The sequence below is a fragment of the Nocardia aurantiaca genome (assembly GCF_009708175.1).
Lineage (GTDB): Bacteria > Actinomycetota > Actinomycetes > Mycobacteriales > Mycobacteriaceae > Nocardia > Nocardia aurantiaca.
The window spans coordinates 268,490-286,250 of sequence record NZ_WMBB01000007.1 but is presented as its reverse complement, the minus strand read 5'-3'; the positions used below and the strand labels follow the sequence as shown (position 1 = coordinate 286,250).

Here is a 17,761-nt window from a genome sequence, read left to right as displayed (position 1 = left end):
CCCAACCGCGAAACTGTTCATTTGCCATGGGTCCAATCCTTACGGCGTGCCGCGCTGCGACACGCGGAACAAGGTGTCCGTCAGGGCAGTACGGGTACCCCTTCCGACCAGCCGTCCAGCGGGGTTGCCGACCTCGATTCGGGCGCAATCCGATTGCGGATCGGACCGGTGGGATCTTGCGCACATGCTCTCGCGGGCGGACGTGCCGGGATTCGCTGGACGGCTTGTCCGGGAGCCGATGTCAGTTCGTCAGCTCGAGTTCTTCGTCGAGCGGCACGGCGCCCTCGAGGCCGTGCGGGAGGCGGCGGCGGTTGGGGGAGCCGAGGGCGGTGGTGAGGTCGGTGCCGTCGTGCTCGGCGAGGAGGTCGCCGGAGTCCCAGACGAGGAGGGTGGCGCTGACGGTGTTCTCGGCCGCCGAGTGCGCCAGGTCGTAGTGGGCGCAGGCGGGGACGTGGGGGTAGGTGATCCAGAGGTCGTAGCCGGTCATGAAGAGGTCGAGATCGAATTGGACGGAGAGGCCGAGGAGTTCGCTACGGCCGTTGTCGTCGACGCCGGCGAAGGCCTCGTCGAGGGCCAGCAGGCGGGGCGCCTGGGGGTCCGCCGAGTCGAGCATGACGTGGGCGGCCGCGAAGAGCGGAAGGTGCAGGGAGACCGACTGCTCGCCGCCGGAGAGAGCGCTGTGGCGGGCGACGGTGAGACGGTCCTCGGTGCCGTCGGCGGTGACGATGGTGAAGGAGAAGACGCGCCAGGTGCGATAGTCGAGGGTGGCCGCGAGGATTTCGGGGAACGAGCGCTCCGGGTGCGCGGCGCGGGCGCCGCGGATCTCCGCCGCGAAGTAGGCGCGGATGGCGGACAGGTCCTCGGGGGTGAGATCGGAGGAGTCGCGGTCGAGGAGCTTGCAGACCGCACGCGCCGACTCGGGGAGGTGGTCGGCCAGGACCCAGTGCACGCCGATGGTGTTGCCGGAGGACATGCGACGCTGCTTCATCTCGGCGCCCATGCGGGAGATGAGATCGCGCGCGTCGGAGGTGCGTTCGTGGATCTGCTGGGCCAGACCTGTGAGCAGCGCGTCCTCGAGGATGCGGCGTTCGGCGTCGGTGAGCAGCAGCTCCTGATCGCGGCGGGCAGCACCGATGCGCTGGGCGAAATCGGCGAGCGCGGACAGGCCGTGGTCATCGTGCACCTGCACCACGGTGAGGCCGTCGGCGGCATCCCAGTGCAGGCGGTAGTCCTGGCGGGCGGCGGTCAGGGCGGCGTCGAACTCCTGCAGTGCGGCGGTGACCGCGCTGCGGGTCGACTTGCGGGCCGCCTCGCCCGCGCGCACCGAACCGGTTGCGGCGGCGAGGTTCTCGAACAGGGCCGACACCTCGTCGGGCAGTACGGTGGGCTGCTGCTCCGGATCGGCGTTCTCGATCCGGTACAGCAGCTGCTCCGGCGTCGACCAGGCGGCGTCGCTGCTGGGCCAGCGGCCGTCGGCGGGCGCTCCCAGCAGGCTCAGCAGGTCCGGGCGCGCGTAGGGGGCCAAATGGCGTACGTCGGCCAGCAATTCGGTCAGCGCGGTGCCGAGGGCGTCGTGCGCGGCGCGATGCGCGCCCTCAGCGGTACCGACGGCCTCGATGGCCTCCGCGGCCGCCTTGCGGGCCGCCTTCTGCTCGGCGCGCGCCGCATCGATCTTCTCGCGGGCCGCTTCCAGCTCGCGATCGATATCCGCGGCACCGGCGCCGAGCGCCTCGCGCAGCGTCTCGAGCTTGCGCAGCTGCTCCTCGTATCCGGTCCGCGCGGCCTCTGCCTCCTCCGCGAACGCCTCGGCCAGACCCTTGGACTCTTCGAGGCGGTCCCCGGCTTCGCGGGCCCGTTCGTGCTCGCGCTGATGATCGCCGCGCAACCGCAGCAGCGCCGTCCCCACATTCTCGAAATGCCGTACAGCGGCCGCCAACGCATCCAGTTCGGCCGGATCCCGGGGCGCTCGATGATCGGCCGCGATGGCCCGAACCTTCTTGTCCGCGTTGGTGTATTCCGCCACGGCTTGATCCAGATCGCGCTCGGCCTGCGAGGCGGCCTCGGCCCGAGATCGCAGCATGCCCGCCGCCTCGGCCACGCTCCGCAGCGCGGCGGTCACCGCGGTGGTGCGGGGAAGCGCCTTGGCGGCAGCCGAGATTCGCCCCAGTTCCTCGGTAGCGGCCTGTTCCTCGGTCCTGGCTGTCTCGGCCTCACTCTCGGCCTTGCGGATCGCAGCGGCCAATTCAGCCAGCCGCAACTCGCGACGCCGCGCGCGAGCGGTGGCGCCGATGAACTCGGCGTCGGCCTTGAGATGACGACCGACCTGCACGCCCTGCCGATACCGGCCATCGGTGGCGATCGTCACGCCGCCACCGACGGCGACCGGCTGTGCGTCCGCGCCGGAAGCCCCGGCATTCGGCGCACTACGCGCGCCGGTGTCGGCTGCGGACTCGCCTTCGGCGCGGGCGCGCCGCCGGGCGCCTTGCCCGATTCCTGCCGCGGCGGAGTCCGCCTCGGCGGCCGATGGAGCGGCTCGGTGCAGTGCGATGGAAGCGAGTACATCGGCCACGGTCCGGCGCGGCACCGTCAGCGCGTCGGTGTCCTCCTCGACGTCGAGCACGGACGCGAGCGTCGGCCCCGTCGGCCGCTCCGCGATCGGTAGTGGGACCAGGAATTGGTCCGAAGTATGCTCCGGCAGTTCGGCATCCGCGCTCACCCACGCGTCGAGGAGGTTCGCGGCCTGTAATGCCGCCTCGATCCCGGCGGCCTCCCTCGCCCCGACATCGTCGGCAAATCGAACCAATCGCCATAGCGGAGCGCCGGATCGAGGCGGCCGCGCGTCGGTGCGCGCCGCGAAAGGCGGTGGCGCGTCATCCCGTTCGGCCGCGACCTGCTCCCGTTCGGCCCGCAGCTCATCGGCTCGCGCCTCGGCCTGAACCACGCGCGCGCGAGCCTCCTGACGGCGCGCTCGGATCTCCTCGGTCAGCGGCTCGGCGCGTTCGGCGAGCACTTCGGAGGGCGTGGCCGGGACGGACCCATCCTCGACGGCGTTCGTGGACCGTTGACCTGCCGGGACGGCACTGCGGAGTTGGCCGCCGCCATCCGGTCCGGTTGCGGCCGAACGCTTTCCGCTCACCGCGCCGGTCGCGTCCGGCCCCTTCGCATCGCCGCCGGTGCGCGCCTTCGCGGACTTGTCGTCGCCGCGACGCGGGTGGGGGGCGTGCTCGGTTCCCACCCGGCCGAGGGCGTCGTTCAGCGCCTCGAACAGGCCGGTGCGGATGGGTGTGTAAACCTGCCGATGGGTGTCCCACCAGTCGCGGAGAGAAGCGGCGGTGTCCGAGCGGGCCAGGGCCACTGCGGCTTCCGCTTCAGCAAGTTCCGCGGCGGCCGAATCGCGGAGTTCGATGGCGCGCTGGGCGGCGCGTTCGGCGCGGGAGCGTTCGGTGACGGCCTGGTCGACCAGGGTCAGGGCGCGGCGGACGGCACGGACATCGGCATCGCGTTCCTCCGCGTGGGAGCGGACCGTGGCGGTGAGATGGTCGGCGCGAGCGGATTCGGGGAGGGAGGTCCAGGCGATGCCGGCTTCTTCGGCGGCGGAACGGAGTTCGTCCTCGCCGCGGGCGAGGGCGGAGGCGGCGTTGACGACGGCGGCCTGGGCGCGTTCGGCTTCTTCGAGGCGCTGGTCGACGGTCTGGCGGGACTTGAGGGCCTTGTCGGTGTGGACGGCGGCGGAGGTCTCCAGGCGGCGGACCGCGTCGGCGAGGTCGTCGAGCTGCTGCTTGCCCTCGTAGGCGCTGGAGCGCTGGAGGGTTTCGCGGTCGGCGAGAGCCTGCTCGTAGGCGCGGTCGGCGTCCTCGGCGCGGGTCTCGGCGGCGGCGCGCTCGGCGTCGCGGCGCCTGCGCAGGGCGGCGGCCGCGTGCAGGGCGGTGCTGGAGTGGGTGACCGCGTCGAGGCGCACGCGCACCTGGTCGATATCCGTCTTCGCTTGCACGGCAAGGTATTTGCGGTAGACGTTGACGAAGTCGCGGGTCGCGGTGTCGGCCTGGACCAGGCCCTCGAGGGTGCGGCCGACCTCCTCCATATCGCTGAAGGAGCGCGCGGCATCCAGGATCAGCTGCTCGTCCAGCGGCCGCAGGCCGTCGGTGAGCGCCTGCGAGAGCCCGCGCGGATCCAGGTTCTTGGCCAGCTGCGGGCGGCGCAGCGTCAGAATCAGATTGATGAGCTGGTCGTAGCGCTGTTGCCCGAGCCCGAACATGCGGGCGTCGATGGCCGCCCGGTATTCCACGGGCCGGTCCACGATGGCGTCGGAGCCGATCTGCTCGGCCAGCTGCTTGCGGGTCAGCGGCCGGTCGTCGGGGCCCAGCAGCGAGAAGTCCACGCCCACACGGCCGTCGGCGACGAAATACCAGCGCGTCACCTTGTCGTTGGAGCGGGTGGCGCGCATGCCGATGCCGATGGTGACCGTCTCCGGTTCGGCCCAGCTGCCGCGTGCGAACTCCATCCACACATACGAGTAGGCCGATTCCTGCTTGCGGTACAGCAGGTTCGACTTCATGGTGCGTTCCTCACCCGCGAACGGGTTGAGTCGCCGCGGCTCGATCCGCCCGTCGAGGACGAACGGGAACAGCACCTCGAGGGCCTTGGTCTTGCCCGAGCCGTTGGGCCCGCGCAGCACCAGGCGCCCGTCCGCGAAGCAGAACTCCTGGTCGCGGTAGTCCCAGAGGTTGATGATGCCCGCCCGGGTGGGGACGAAGCGCACTCCACCGTGAATGTGGTCGGCCATCAGTTCCCGGATCCCTTCTGTGTCGAGCTGTCCGCGGGCTCTGCCGCGTCGTCCGCGCCGAGTTGCGTGGGGGAGATGAACAATTCGGTTTCCGCGCGCGTGCGAATGGTGACGATGGCGCCCCGATAGCGGGCCAGTGCGGGCAGGACGAGCAGCCCGCCGTCCACCAGCTCGACGAGCCGTAGGCGCTCCAGCAGGGACACGACCTCGGCGGTCAAGCCCGGAACGTCGGCCTGCCACTGGGCGGCGAAGGTATTGCCGTAGCGGCCGGTGAGCATCTCGACGGTGTCGCCGATCCAGCAGGATTCGATGAACGGGAAGTCCGGGATCCCGGACTCCGCGGCCTGCTCGTCCGAATCCTCGTGCGGCCCGAGGATTTCCGCCGGATCGGCCAGCGGAGCGAATACGGTCGTCGCCGGAATAGCGGTGTCGAGCTGCTCCACCAGATCCGTGAGCGGTCGCTCGGGCCGAGGTCTGCGGTCGATCGGATTGTCGATATCCAGGACGAGATCGGCGATTTCACCCGCCAGCAGCAGCGCGACCTGTGCCAGGGTGCCCGTGCCGGGGAAGCGCACATCCGACAAGCGCCCGGAACTGTCGATCAGGGCGACGCCCTCCGCGCGCCGCTCGGCCCGCAGGCCGGTGAGGCACTCGACCTCGGTGACGAGCTTCTCCTGCGCCAGGAGCGACCGCTCCGGCTCGTCGAGGTCGTCGGCGTAGACGACCGGCCGCTCGACCAGCGCGCGCCGCACCTTCCGGGCCGCCAGAGCCATTGCGGGGGAGCGGGTATCGGATCCGCCTGCCTCTTCGCCCAGCAGGCCGGTGACGCTCTGGAGGTGCTGGAGCGCGCGCGGCGGCCGGAACAGCGCGAACACCACCGACCGGTCGATGTCGTAGAGCGCCTCACCGTCCTCGGGATCGCTCGCCCAGCCTCCAGCGTCACCGTCGGCCAGGGTGACCGCGCCGCGGGCCGCCAGCCAGCCGACCGCGTCCACGAAGGCATCGCGGTCCGCGGCTCGGTCGGGCGCGAGCTCGAGCCCGTCCACCCGCTCGGTGTACGCGGCCACCTGATCGGCCAACTCCGACAAGGTGATCTGATCCCCGGCCCGTCCCAGCGCCGCCAGCGCCAGCGCGAGATAGGCGTAGCGGCGGCGGTCGAAGACCCGGTCGCCGGTGGTTCGCGCGGGTCGCCCCGCATCGAGCTGGTCCAGCACCGGGAACAGCCGCGCCGTGGTCTCGGTGACTTCGAGCCGATACCCGAACAGCTCCGCGAGATCCTCGCGCAGTTCCGTCGCCCACCGTCGAAGCAGCGGCAGCGCGATGCGATCCGGGTAGGTGCGGGTCACGAGGTGATTGGCGAGGATGACTCGCGCCGCGCGCTGGTAACTGTCCCGGGTCAGTGAATCGATGGTTCGCGCATGCATCAGCCGACCTCCTCGCCGATGTCATCGGAGGGTCGGGCCGCTGTTGTCGACTCGTCGGCGCGATTCTGCTGCGCGGCAGGCGATCGACGGCCGCGGAGAGGGGCGGTCTCGCGAACCTCGAGGCGTCGGTTGTTGAGGTGCAGCACGCCTTTGGACGTGCGGACCAGCGTGGAGCCGTCGTGTTCGGACACGGTGAGCGTCACACCGCTGTCGGAGCCGGAGGTCCCCGGCACCCTTCCGCTGACCGGCACCCAGGCGGTGGACGCGGCGTCGAGCAATTTGAGCAGCACCTCTGTCTCGCCCTCGTCGAGTTCTCGGCCGTGGAGGTCGGCGGCGGCCAGCGACCGCGCGGCCTCGGCGCGGGCGCGTTGGGCGTCGAGCTGCGTCTGCCGCAGGCGACGGATCCCGGCGTCATTGCGTTGCAGCCGCGCGGGCGCACCCGGCGTCGGCGGTCGCCCGGTCTCGGCGAGCGTGCGGGCGATCTCCAAAGGCGGTGCGTCCCACCAGGATCGGATGGCGGGAATGACATCGGCGTCGGGGTGATGCATGGCCAGATGGCGGGGACGGCCCAGGCCGAACACCGCGTCATAGAGGGCGTGGGCCGCGTCGGCGGTCGGTGCCGCCGTGAACCACCCGGCCAGATGTCGCAGTGCCGATTCCCGGCTGACGCCGCCCTTGCGTGTCTCGGTCACGCGCCGCAGCAGCGACAGCACGGCCGCGATCGCGCTCATCGTGGCCTCGCGCAGTCGCTCGCATTCGGTGAGCCCGCCCTCGCCGTCACCGATGAACCAGCCGCGCAGACCCTGCCAGCGTGCCCGCCAATCCGCTTGGCGCTCAACGGTGTTCAGCAGCACGCGCTCGTCGCAGCGGGTCGCGCGCTCGATGAGATCCTCGACTCCGGTCGCCTCGACCTCTCGAATGGCCGTGGCCAGTCGCGGCGCGAAACGGGCCAGGTCCATGGAGAATTCGCGCATGTGCGCCAGCAGCGCGTCCTTGTGCGCGAGAAATGCCTCTGGCGTGGCCTCGGTGGTCCGCACCAGATCGCCGAGTGTGAGATAGAAGTGCGCCGCCCGCTCGGCGAGGTCGGACAGCGCCCGGTCCAGCCGGTTCAGCACCCGGTAGACACGTGGCGCGTCCCCGCTCTTGTTCGCCTCGGCGAGCGCGTGCAGATCGGCCAAGAGTTCGGGCAACACCAGCCGGGACAGCGCCGCCTCGTCGAGCCGCGCCTCCAGCACATCCGAAACCGCCCGATATGCCTGATAACCCGCCTGTGAGAACTGATAGACGAAATGCCGGTTCCGATACTCGGCCAGCGTGGCCGCCCGGGTCCCGTCGTAGCTCCGTTCCAGCACACCCCACTGATGCAACTGTTCCAGCAGCGGACCGACCTCGGTGGCGGTCAGCGCGGGTGCGCCCGGGCAACGATCGAGCGTGTCGGCGACGTCGGAGGCGTGCAACAGCACCACGTAGGCGGCCCGGGCGGCGTCGAAGGCCCGCAACACCCACAGGTAATCGGCCCGTTTCTCAGCGGTGGCGAAGGAGAACAGGCGCAGCCGGTCGGCATGCGGAATCTCCTCGGACCCGACCCCCCTCGGGTCGGGCAGCAATCCGTCAGCTGACTCGGTCACCGGGAGAAGGGTAGTACTCCCTGCCGACCGGTTCGGAATGGTGTCGAGTGTCGGCGCGCCCGATCCGGCCCCCGGTGGCCGATTCCGGGACTCACGGCTGCTGCTCAGCTACCGAGCGCGGCCACACCTGCCTGCGCGAACTTCCCGCTCGGAGCCGACATCGCCATCGGCGCGTCCATCGCCGGCCGCGGCGAGGCCGAGTTGGACAGCGCCCGCGCGACACCGATGTCCGCGATCGGAGCGCCACCCTTGGCGGTCACGGGAGCGCCGGCCGCGAGGAACAGGTTGTCCTGAACGCAGGCGCCGGGCGCGGTGGCGTCGATGATCGAGCTGCGGCGGTTGCTGTCGCCGATGTACACCGCCTGTCGATGTGAATTCCTCGCCTCGTCGTTGTTTTCACAGCCCTTTGGGCGCAGCCTGTCGCATGAAACCGAACAGGTACCCGGCCACCCGCCGCATCTGAATCTCCTCGCTGCCCTCGGTGATCCGATATCGCCGGTGATGTCGATAGATGTGCTCGAACGGCGTGTGTCGCGAGTAGCCGAGTCCACCGTGGATCTGCATTGCCCGGTCGGCCGCTTCACAGCACAGCCGATTGGACCAGTAGTTGCACATGGACACCTGGGCCGACTGCGTAAACGGCCCATAGCGATCCATGGCCCACGCGGTCTTGTGGATCAAACTCCGCAGCATCTCGCACTGAGTGCTCAGCTCCACCAACGGAAACTGGATCGCCTGATTCGCGGCCAGCGCAGTCCCGAAGGTCTTGCGCTCCTTGGCATATGCGATCGATCGGTCGATGCAGTACTGGGCCGCTCCGAGACTGGACGCTGCCTGCCGGAGCCGATTCTCGTTGAAGAAGTGCTGGACGACCGCCAGCCCGCGCCCCTCGTCGCCGAATATCGCCGCGGCGGGCACCCGCACATCCTCGAGGACGACATGGGCGTGGTCGGTGGGCATATTGAACGTCCACAGGAACTCGGCGATCCGGAAGCCGGGCGTGCCGACCGGGACCAGGAAGGCGGTGATTCCCGCGCCATCTCCGGGGCTGCCCGAAGTTCGGGCGAAGATCAGGTCGGCGTCGGCGCGGTGCATGCCGGTATTGAAGGTCTTCTCGCCGTTGATGATCCACGAATCGCCGTCGCGGATGGCCGTGGTTTCCATGAAGGTGGCGTCGGAGCCGTGGTCGGGTTCGGTGATGCCGAAGCCGAAGAACTTCTCGCCGGTGGCCAGGTCGGTGATCCACTCTGATTTCTGTGCGGGCGAACCATATTCGTGCATGAGCAGCAGACCGACATTGTTGGCGACGATGGCGTGCTCGGTTTGCAGGTCGCAGTGCAGGCCGAGGCCGCGGCGGGCCAGATGTTCCCGGATGACGGCCATGTCCAAATTGGAGCCGTCGCGGCCGCCGTACTCGGCCGGATACGCGTAGCGGAGGTGGCCTGCGGCGTCGGAGCGGCGGCGGGCCTCGGTCAGCAGGTCTTCCCAGTCGGCGTTCGGGAGGCCGTCGCGGTGCCAGTCGGTGCGGGCGTCCTCGCGGCGGTGGTCGAAGAAGCGGATATTGTCATCGCTCTGTTCCAAGGGGACGATTTCGCGTTCGATGAACTCGTCCAGTTCGGCCAGGTACTTCCGCAGATGGTCGGGTAGCTCGAAATCCATGGCGGTCATCTCGATCCAGTCGGGCGGATCTGCATGAGCAGATCCCATTCGATCTCGGGTATACGCCGCCCGCTGGCGGCCATGACGATGCTGGGTACGGTGCCGTCCAGGAACGCGGCCGCCTGCGCGGCCAGCATGGTGCCCCAGGCGAGGGTGCAGGCCACCTTCCACCAGCGGAAGCGGTCCTCGTCGAAATCGCCTCCGGCAGCGGTGTATCCGCGGACGAAGGTGGCGCGGTCGGTGAAGCCTCCGAATTCGCGGTCGTCGACGCCGAAGCGCCACATGCGCAGGGCAGGCCAGGCGGCGTCGCGCATGGGGTCCCCGAAGCGTTGGGTGCCTTCCCAATCCAGGATCGCCTCGATGCCGTCGGGGCCGACTATGAGGTTGCCATTGCGAATATCGGTGTGGATCAAGGTGAGTCGGTCCGGCGGCGCGGGGAGGTGGCGCGTCAGCCAGCGCAGGGCCAGGGCGAAGACGGGGCGGTCGGGGAGGAAGTGCGCGACCGTTGATTCGGCCTCTCGCAGAAACGATTCGGCGGGATCGTCCTCGGCGCTGCCGGGCAGGTCGGGGGAGCCTTTCTCGGGATCGATCGCGTGCAATAAGGCCATGGCGCGACCCAATTGCTCGCCGACGAGGTCGCCGATGCCGGTTTCCTGTACCAGACGCAGGACTCGACGTGGCACGGTCTCGCCGTCGAGACGCTCGGACAGCATGAACGGTTCCTCGACGTATCCGGTGTCGGTGCACACCGCCAGCACGTGGGGGACCGGGACCCCGTGTTCGCGAGCGAGTTCGCGCACGCCCGCCTCGACGTCGACCGGGAGCAGTTGAATGCTGCCCGGCACCAAGGTGGCGACCAGGCGCAACACGCAGCCGCCCAGATCGGCGTCGAAGGCGATATTGCGTCGCCGCGCGCCCGCCGAGAGCGGCTGGATGTCCGAGATCATCACCGTCCGGCCGATGTCCTCGGACAGAAATCGGGCGAGGCCGGCCGCGAGATCGCCGGTCATTCTTTCTCCCAGACGTCGTAGCCGGGTTTGGCGATGGCCAGGTCGGCGCGGACGATCGGGACCAGGGCCGCCCACAGCACCTCGTCGTCGGACGGGTCGGGCACGTGCGGGGGCGGCGTTTCGAGTGTGAGTTCCCGTTCCAGCATCCGTGCCAGATGAGCCCCGACGCGGGCCTGATGCCGCAGCTCGGGAGGTAAAGCGGGGAGGAGGGTTGTCTCCAGGAGCTCCGCGAGCGCCGTCAGCAACTCCGGTGCCGTGGGCTGATACTGCATGGGTGCCTCCGGCATGAAGTCTGTTGTTCGGCAGGTAAACCGGGATGGTACGGGACGGCGGCCATCAATTGCGGGCAAATGCCCGCAGTTGATGGCCGATGGGGTCGGGCCGGTCTCACTGCCGACCCGCCGAATAGGTGTTGCCTACGCCCAGTGGCACCGGCGTGCCAAGCGAGGGGAAGTCGATCAGCTCGAGACTTGCCGAGATTCAGGAGATGGGCGAGCGCCGAAAGCGGGTGGGCCGCCGTGATTCCATTGCGCGGTGATCAGGCACGGCTCGTTCAGCGCCGCCCGGCCCGTTTCATGAGAGGAATCCTCACGCCGGTCTGCGCCGTACGGCGGCGCGCTCAGCGCTGCCGGCTGAGCATGGCGGTCAGCGCGCGGCGGACGGCCTCGGAGGCGGCGCGCTTGGACAGTCCGCGCCGGTCCATCAGGTGATGGCGGTAGGGCCAGCCGATGGTGGCGTCGATGAGATCGAGCAACTGCTCGCCCTCGTTGCGGTCCAGTTCGGGCGCGAAGACGCGGGCCAGGGCGGCGCGAATCCGCTTGTCGGTCAACCGCATGCGGGTGTCGACGGCCGGGGTGCGCAGCGATTCGATGAGGCCGAGAACGCGCGGCTCGCGCTGCAACGCGAAGATGGCCTCGCCCTGCCGCACCACCGCGTCGATGCGCTGGTCCAGCGGCAGTTCCGGGTCGACATCGGCGATGAGCGCCTCCACCTGCTCGGATTGCTGGTCCACCGCGGCCGTGATCAGCGCGGTCCGGGTCGGGAAATGCACGAAGATGCTGCGTTCGGAGACGCCGGCGCGCTCGGCGATGCTGCGGGTGGTGGGGTCGAACTCCCCGTCGTGGACCGCCGACAGCAAACCCTCGATGATCGCCTTGCGGGTCTGTTCCGGGTTGCGCCGCCGCCGTGGGCCGTCGCCCTTTCCCTCGCTCATACCGAGAATCCGATCACATCTGGCCGGAGCCCGCGCACGCAGGTCCGGGGGGTTCTCGGGCGATACGGCGGTGTCACCCACTGATTATATTGCAGTAGTACTGCAATAGTGGGTATTGTCGCAGCCGCGGCGGAATGGCGGCGAACGATCGTTATTCGGTTCTGCCACTCACGTCGATCGCACGGAGACAGGAGAGCGCTGATGACCGACGAGGACCTCACGAACAACGGCGGCAACCGCAAGCCCGGCGGCTTCACGGTGTCCCGGCGCGGGGTGCTCGGGGCGGGTGCGGCCGCGCTGGTGGCCGCCGGAGTGGGCGCGGCCGTCACGGGATGCGACAGCAGAAGCGACGACGGCTCGGACGCCGAGAGGACCGGCAAGGATCCGGTCGATCCGAGCGCCCACATCGTCGACCAGCAGCGGCAGGCCCGGTCCTCGCTGCCGTTCTCCGATACCCAGGACTTCGCCGACACCGACAAGGGCTTCATCGCCAAACTCGAACCCGACCTGGTCAAGGATGCCAAGGGCAATGTCATCTGGGACAACGAGTCCTTCGGCTTCCTCCACGGCAACTGCCCCAACTCGGTGCACCCGTCGCTGTGGCGGCAGTCGCAGCTGGTAGTGAAACAGGGCCTCTACGAAGTGGTTCCGGGCATCTACCAGATCCGCGGCCTCGATCTGTCGAACATGACCATCATCGAGGGCGCGACCGGTGTCGTCGTCATCGACCCGCTGATCTCCACCGAGACCGCCAAGGCCGGCATGGACCTGTACTTCGCCCATCGCGGGCAGAGGCCGGTGACCGGCATGATCTACACCCACTCGCACGTCGACCACTTCGGCGGCGCGCTGGGTGTCATCACCGCCGAAGACGCTGCCTCCGGCCGCATTCCGGTGATCGCGCCGCAGGGTTTCATGGAACACGCTGTGGCCGAGAACGTTTTCGCGGGTACCGCCATGGCGCGCCGCTCGGCCTACATGTACGGCGCCGCGCTGCCGCGTGGCGAGAAGGGTCAGGTCGGCGCGGGTCTGGGCATGACCACCTCGACCGGCACGGTGAGCCTCATCCCGCCGAACAAGGACGTCACCCGCACCGGGCAGGAGGAGACCATCGACGGCGTGCACGTCGTCTTCCAGATCACCCCGGGCACCGAGGCGCCGTCGGAGATGAACTTCTACTTCCCCGACTTCCGTGCCATGTGCATGGCAGAGAACGCCACCCACACACTGCACAATGTGCTCACCCTGCGCGGCGCGCTGGTGCGTGACGCCCACGTGTGGTCGCAGTACCTGACCGAGACCATCACGATGTTCGCCGGCGTCTCCGATGTCGCCTTCGCCTCGCACCACTGGCCGACCTGGGGTTCGGACAAGCTCACCGAATGGTTGTCGCTGCAACGGGATACGTACGCCTATCTGCACGATCAGACCCTGCGCATGCTGAATCAGGGCTACACCGGCATCGAGATCGCCGAGATGATCCAGATGCCGCCGGCCATCGAGCAGAAGTGGTACAACCACGGCTACTACGGTTCGGTCAGCCACGACGTGAAGGCCGTGTACCAGCGCTACATGGGTTGGTTCGACGGCAACCCGGCACACCTGTGGGAGCACCCGCCGGTGGATTCCGGCAAGCGCCACGTGGACGCCATGGGCGGCGCGAGCGGCGTGCTGAAGGTCGCCCGCAGGGCCTACTCCGACGGCGACTACCGTTGGTGCGTCCAGGTTCTCAACTACCTGATCTTCGCCGACCCCGGCAATGAGAAGGCGAAGATGTTGCAGGCCAGCGCCTTCGAGCAGCTGGCCTACGGTTCGGAGAACGCCACCTGGCGCAACTTCTTCCTCTCCGGCGCCTACGAGCTGCGCAACGGCACCTTCGGCACGCCGACGAAGGCCAATTCCGCCGACATGATCAGCGCGCTGAGTGTGGACCAGGTCTTCGACTCGGCGGCCTTCCGGATCAATGGGCCCAAGGCATGGGACGTGCACCTGGTGAACGACTGGATCATCCCGGAGGAGAACAAGACCTACCGCACCGAGCTGCACAATGGCGTGCTCATCCACTACGTGGTCCCGGCCGGCTTCAAAGGCCCGGCCCCGGACGCCACCTTCACCCTGTCACGGCTGGAACTCATCGCCATCATGACCGGCGCCAAGGCCATCGTGAACGAGATTCAGTCCGGCGCGGTCAAGGTCACCGGCGATCCGACCAAGCTGAAGCAGCTCGAGAACGTGATGGACAAGCCGGACCCGAGCTTCAATATCGTTACCCCGTAGTCGGCGAGGTGGATCGTCGTGGCGTGACGAGAGTCGCCGGGGGCATCACGCCGCGACATAGGTGAACGAATGTGGCGTCCCGGTATGGGCAGATTCGACCTCACCATCCATCTCGAGGGTCGCACGCCCGGGTCGCCTTCGGCGACGAGCTGATCAAATCCTGGCCCGGCCTCGGCCTGCCCGAGTGAACCCCGCGCTCAGTGCCGGCGCTGGGTGACGATGCGCTGCGTGGGCTCCTCGACCTGCTCGGCCACCGCGGCCCGCTCCACGGTCATCAGGCTCTCGGAGTGATGCTCCGCGTAATACCGTGCGGCTCCGCCGTTGAGGCCGAACAGGGATTTGCTCCACAGCAGCCAGATCACCGCGGCCAGGTTGACCACGAGCGCGGCAGCGCGCAGGAACGTGACCTTCTCGGTGAGCTCGTAGATCTCGAGCGGCAGGAAGATGCTGGTCGCCACCACCGCGAAATACTCACCCCACCGCTTGACCAGCCACAGGCCGACCGCCTCGACGAGCTGGATCGCCGCGTAGGCGAACAGGGCGACGGCGATCCAGATCAGGATGTTCGGCGAGAGCGTGAATGCCTTGTCGATGCCACGGATGATCTTCGAATGGTCGGGGTTGAAACCGATCTGGTCCGCCAGTTGACGGATCAGCGGAAGATCCTTGTCCCAGTCGGCCTTCCAGTGTTCACGCGAACCCCGTAGCTTCAACACTCCCGCACCCAGCAGGATCAGCACCAGTGCGCGGCCGACCCGCTCGGCCGCCAGCAGCCGCATGATGATCCGGTCGCGCAGCAGATGTCCGCGCGGCACCTCGGGCGCGTCGTCGGCGGGACCGCTGCGGCGCGGCTCGCCCGGTACGAAATCACCGCAGCGCAGGCACCGCCAGGATTCGCCCGCCGGAGTGGCGACGTGGAGGCGTGCCGCGAGCTCGGGCTCGGTGGGGGCATAGGTCTCGTGACCTCGGGCAGCGCAGGTCCACAGACTGAAGTCCATGCGCGTGAGCGTAACCGGTGGGCGCGGACCGGGGGAGGCGACGCGGGCGTCGCCCCGCGGCCGGGTGTCTCAGCCCGCGGCCAGTGCGCGCAACTGGTCCAGATAGGTTCGGGTGCGCGGATCGCCAGGGAAGCGCTCGATCATCTCCCGCGCCGTCTCGCCCGCGATCCACATGAGCGAGGGCAGCGAGCGGCGCTTGCCGGTGAAGGCGCGCATGCCCTCGTCGAGGGCGAGTTCGAGATTGCGATCGCGAATGGCGACCACCGCCAGGGTCAGATGCGCCTCGGAAACGCGCATGGGTTTGCGGATGCTGCCGTCCGGGCGGGTGGAGGTCAGGATCACCTGGCGCGCATAGTCTTCCGCCAGCCGGTCGTCACCGGCTACCCGGCAGCAGTCCATGGCGTAGAAGTCGAATTTCTGCGGGTCGACCACGAAGTGATTGTCCAGATTGGACGGGTGGTCGATGGTGTCCAGGATCGAACGGCCCTGAGCGAGGGCCTTTTCCACCTCGCGGCGATTGCCCAGCCGTGCCCAGGCCTTGGCCCGCTGTGCCGCCAGCTGGACGCCGACGCCCAGCCTTGCGGTGGTCGCGTGCGCGGCCTCGGCTGTTTCGATCGCGCCCTTGTAGTTGGCCTGCGTCAACGCGAACCAGGCGGCCATTTCGGCTCCCCAGCCGATGATTTCGGCGTGCTCGGCCTCCCGGCCCAGTGACAGCGCGGCCCGGCGGGTCGCCTCGGCGGCGGTACGCCAGCCCAGGTCGTAGTCGACGCAGCCGACCAGGAGGGCGACCCATCCGGCCAGGACCAGCACCTCCCGATGCTGCGCCAGCGTCAAGCGACCGTCCAGTAGGGAAGTGATGCGCCGTAGCCACGCCGTGCCTTCGGTGTGCAACTCGTGGGGGTCCGCGCACGGATACTCCGAGCACAACCGATCGGCGGTGATGTGGATGGCATCGAGTGTGGATGCGGACACATCGGACATGCGTAGCCGCCCAATGAATTCCAGCGTGTCCATCCCGGTCGCCGAGAGCATCTCGTCATCCCTATTGGGCCGGGACTTGGGAAAGAAGGCCGCCGCCACAGTGTCGAAAGCCGCCGCGATGATCGGGGCATAGAAATCGTCCGGCCGTGACTCACCCGACTCCCAGCGCCGCCAGTTGCGCAAAAGTGTGCTGTCGGTTGGCAGATTGTGGCTCGACTTGGACCGCATGGCGCGCACCGCATCCGCTTGAGACCACCCCCGAGCATCACGTTCGGTACGCATTCGGACAGCCCAAACAGGTCGATCGTCACCGGCGGACACGCTCTGTAGTATCTCACCAGTTAACGCCGGACGGACCCGGATAGGGCATCTGGATGTCAGTGGGTTGACATCTGCAATCGCATTCGTGACTACGCCAAGCTGTTTGGCAGGGCACACTTATGGCAGCGATCCCCAATCCAACGGAGGTTCGGGTGGAAGCGTTGATCTATGGGTATGTGCGTGACGATCTGGCCGACGGCCGCAGCGAAGAGCTGGAGAACGCCATGTGCGGGCTCGCTCGATCCGCCGGCCTCTGCTTCGCCGCGACGTTCCATGAATCGACCCCTGGCGATGGCACCGCGTTCGCAGAGCTGACCGCCGAACTCAAGCGTGCCGACGCCCACCACGTCGTGGTGCCGTCGCTCGATCACCTTGCGGGCCAGACCATTCCGCGCGACCTTCTGATCGCGAAACTGGCGCACGAGGCCTCCGCCAAGATCTGGGCCGTAGAGCACTAGCCGTCGAAACGACGCCGCACCTGCGCCGAAACGCAGGTGCGACAAAGGTTTCGATGCCGGAGTCGGTTATCAGAGGCCGAAGCCGCCGCGGCCGCGACGGCGCAGGTACTTCTCGAACTCGGCGGCGATGGCGTCGCCGTCGATCTTGGCCATGGCGTCGTTGATATCGACCTCGGCATCGCCGCGCTCCTCGAGCGAGCGCACGTACTCGGCGATCTCCTCATCGCCCGCGGTCATCTCGTTGACCGCGCCCTCCCACTCCTCGGCCTGTTCGGGCAGGCCGCCGAGCGGCACCTCGACATCGAGCACGTCCTCGACCCGGTGCAGCAGGGCGATGATGGCCTTGGGGTTGGGCGGCTGAGAGACATAGTGCGGCACCGCGGCCCAGAAGGAGATGGCCGGGACACCCGCGCGCACGCACGCGTCCTGCAGCACTCCGGTAATTCCGGTCGGTCCCTCGTAACGGGTCTGTTCCAGGTTGAAGCGCTCCGCGGCTTCCTTGTTATAGGCGGTCCCGGTGACCGGAACCGGGCGGGTGTGCGGGGTATCGGCCAGCAACGCGCCGAGGATCACCACCGTGGACACCCCGAGTTGTTCGACGAATTCGAGGATGTCATTGCAGAAACTGCGCCACCGCATATTCGGTTCGACTCCGCGCAAGAGCACGACGTCCCGATCGCTGCCCGGGGGTGAGCAGACCGACAGCATGGCCGAGGGCCACTGGATCTCGCGGGTCACCCCGTCAACCTGCCGCACCGTCGGCCGGTTGACCTGATAGTCGTAGTAGTCCTCGGAGTCGAGCTCGGCCAGCGGCTGCGCGTCCCAGATCAGTTCCAGATGCTCGACCGCGCCACTGGCGGCGTCGGCGGCATCGTTCCAGCCTTCGAAGGCGGCCACGAGCACCGGATCCCGCAGCGTAGGCAGGTCCGATTCGGGTGGCACCGGGGATTCACTGGCGTTCACCCGGTCAGCCTACGGGGTGCGGTCCACACGCGTATCGCCGACGCGC

General features: G+C 68.5%; 13 protein-coding genes. 2 read left to right on the top strand and 11 right to left on the bottom strand.

Features of this window, described 5'->3' with window-relative positions; all coding sequences use genetic code 11:
- Positions 1 to 241: 241 nt before the first annotated feature.
- The 8 genes from GLP40_RS16920 to GLP40_RS16885 form a co-directional block, all read right to left on the bottom strand.
- Entirely contained in the window at positions 242 to 4,783 is a 4,542-nt protein-coding gene (locus GLP40_RS16920) for an SbcC/MukB-like Walker B domain-containing protein (RefSeq protein ID WP_154788871.1), read from the bottom strand.
- Positions 4,783 to 6,207: a TIGR02678 family protein gene (locus GLP40_RS16915; RefSeq protein ID WP_154788870.1), complete on the bottom strand. Its 1,425-nt coding sequence runs from the start codon at positions 6,205 to 6,207 to the stop codon at positions 4,783 to 4,785. The genes GLP40_RS16920 and GLP40_RS16915 overlap by 1 nt, the downstream gene beginning before the upstream one ends.
- A complete protein-coding gene (locus tag GLP40_RS16910; protein ID WP_154789046.1) occupies positions 6,207 to 7,760 on the bottom strand; it encodes a TIGR02677 family protein in 1,554 nt (517 codons plus the stop codon). The genes GLP40_RS16915 and GLP40_RS16910 overlap by 1 nt, the downstream gene beginning before the upstream one ends.
- A gap of 179 nt (positions 7,761 to 7,939) precedes the next feature.
- On the bottom strand, positions 7,940 to 8,194 hold the full coding sequence (locus GLP40_RS16905; RefSeq protein WP_154788869.1) for a hypothetical protein: 255 nt from the start codon (positions 8,192 to 8,194) through the stop codon (positions 7,940 to 7,942).
- A 37-nt stretch (positions 8,195 to 8,231) separates the two neighbouring features.
- Entirely contained in the window at positions 8,232 to 9,494 is a 1,263-nt protein-coding gene (locus GLP40_RS16900; RefSeq protein ID WP_154789045.1) for an acyl-CoA dehydrogenase family protein, read from the bottom strand.
- Between the two features lie 5 nt (positions 9,495 to 9,499).
- Positions 9,500 to 10,504 carry a phosphotransferase family protein gene (locus tag GLP40_RS16895; RefSeq protein ID WP_154788868.1) on the bottom strand — a complete coding sequence of 335 codons (1,005 nt, stop codon included), beginning with the start codon at positions 10,502 to 10,504 and terminating at the stop codon, positions 9,500 to 9,502.
- Positions 10,501 to 10,776: a hypothetical protein gene (locus GLP40_RS16890; protein WP_154788867.1), complete on the bottom strand. Its 276-nt coding sequence runs from the start codon at positions 10,774 to 10,776 to the stop codon at positions 10,501 to 10,503. The genes GLP40_RS16895 and GLP40_RS16890 overlap by 4 nt, the downstream gene beginning before the upstream one ends.
- A 347-nt stretch (positions 10,777 to 11,123) precedes the next feature.
- Positions 11,124 to 11,717, bottom strand: a complete 594-nt coding sequence (locus tag GLP40_RS16885; protein WP_154788866.1) for a TetR/AcrR family transcriptional regulator — start codon at positions 11,715 to 11,717, stop codon at positions 11,124 to 11,126.
- 201 nt (positions 11,718 to 11,918) lie between these two features.
- Here GLP40_RS16885 and GLP40_RS16880 point away from each other — a divergent pair, with 201 nt between their 5' ends.
- The gene (locus GLP40_RS16880) at positions 11,919 to 13,994 is read left to right on the top strand and encodes an alkyl/aryl-sulfatase (protein ID WP_154788865.1); all 2,076 of its coding nucleotides are present in this window, start codon (positions 11,919 to 11,921) and stop codon (positions 13,992 to 13,994) included.
- 197 nt (positions 13,995 to 14,191) lie between these two features.
- On the opposite strand, the gene GLP40_RS16875 is transcribed toward GLP40_RS16880, so the two are convergent.
- On the bottom strand, positions 14,192 to 14,992 hold the full coding sequence (locus tag GLP40_RS16875; RefSeq protein ID WP_154788864.1) for a DUF2127 domain-containing protein: 801 nt from the start codon (positions 14,990 to 14,992) through the stop codon (positions 14,192 to 14,194).
- Positions 14,993 to 15,061: 69 nt separating this feature from the next.
- On the bottom strand, positions 15,062 to 16,201 hold the full coding sequence (locus tag GLP40_RS16870) for an XRE family transcriptional regulator (protein WP_154788863.1): 1,140 nt from the start codon (positions 16,199 to 16,201) through the stop codon (positions 15,062 to 15,064).
- Between the two features lie 245 nt (positions 16,202 to 16,446).
- On the opposite strand from GLP40_RS16870, the gene GLP40_RS16865 reads away from it, so the two are divergent.
- Complete coding sequence (locus GLP40_RS16865) at positions 16,447 to 16,752, top strand: hypothetical protein (protein ID WP_328290261.1); 306 nt, start codon at positions 16,447 to 16,449, stop codon at positions 16,750 to 16,752.
- 69 nt (positions 16,753 to 16,821) lie between these two features.
- Here the strand turns inward: GLP40_RS16865 and GLP40_RS16860 are convergent, their stop codons facing one another.
- Positions 16,822 to 17,715, bottom strand: coding sequence for a PAC2 family protein (locus tag GLP40_RS16860; RefSeq protein ID WP_040857388.1), 894 nt, complete (start codon positions 17,713 to 17,715; stop codon positions 16,822 to 16,824).
- Between the last annotated feature and the right edge of the window lie 46 nt (positions 17,716 to 17,761).

What these genes read in the sequence shown, in the direction of transcription:
- GLP40_RS16880 (WP_154788865.1), top strand. Translation starts at nt 11,919, where the DNA reads ATGACCGACGAGGACCTCACGAACAACGGCGGCAACCGCAAGCCCGGC.
- GLP40_RS16885 (WP_154788866.1), bottom strand. Translation starts at nt 11,717, where the DNA reads ATGAGCGAGGGAAAGGGCGACGGCCCACGGCGGCGGCGCAACCCGGAA.
- GLP40_RS16900 (WP_154789045.1), bottom strand. Translation starts at nt 9,494, where the DNA reads ATGGATTTCGAGCTACCCGACCATCTGCGGAAGTACCTGGCCGAACTG.
- GLP40_RS16890 (WP_154788867.1), bottom strand. Translation starts at nt 10,776, where the DNA reads ATGCAGTATCAGCCCACGGCACCGGAGTTGCTGACGGCGCTCGCGGAG.
- GLP40_RS16895 (WP_154788868.1), bottom strand. Translation starts at nt 10,504, where the DNA reads ATGACCGGCGATCTCGCGGCCGGCCTCGCCCGATTTCTGTCCGAGGAC.
- GLP40_RS16870 (WP_154788863.1), bottom strand. Translation starts at nt 16,201, where the DNA reads ATGCGGTCCAAGTCGAGCCACAATCTGCCAACCGACAGCACACTTTTG.
- GLP40_RS16875 (WP_154788864.1), bottom strand. Translation starts at nt 14,992, where the DNA reads ATGGACTTCAGTCTGTGGACCTGCGCTGCCCGAGGTCACGAGACCTAT.
- GLP40_RS16915 (WP_154788870.1), bottom strand. Translation starts at nt 6,207, where the DNA reads ATGCATGCGCGAACCATCGATTCACTGACCCGGGACAGTTACCAGCGC.
- GLP40_RS16920 (WP_154788871.1), bottom strand. Translation starts at nt 4,783, where the DNA reads ATGGCCGACCACATTCACGGTGGAGTGCGCTTCGTCCCCACCCGGGCG.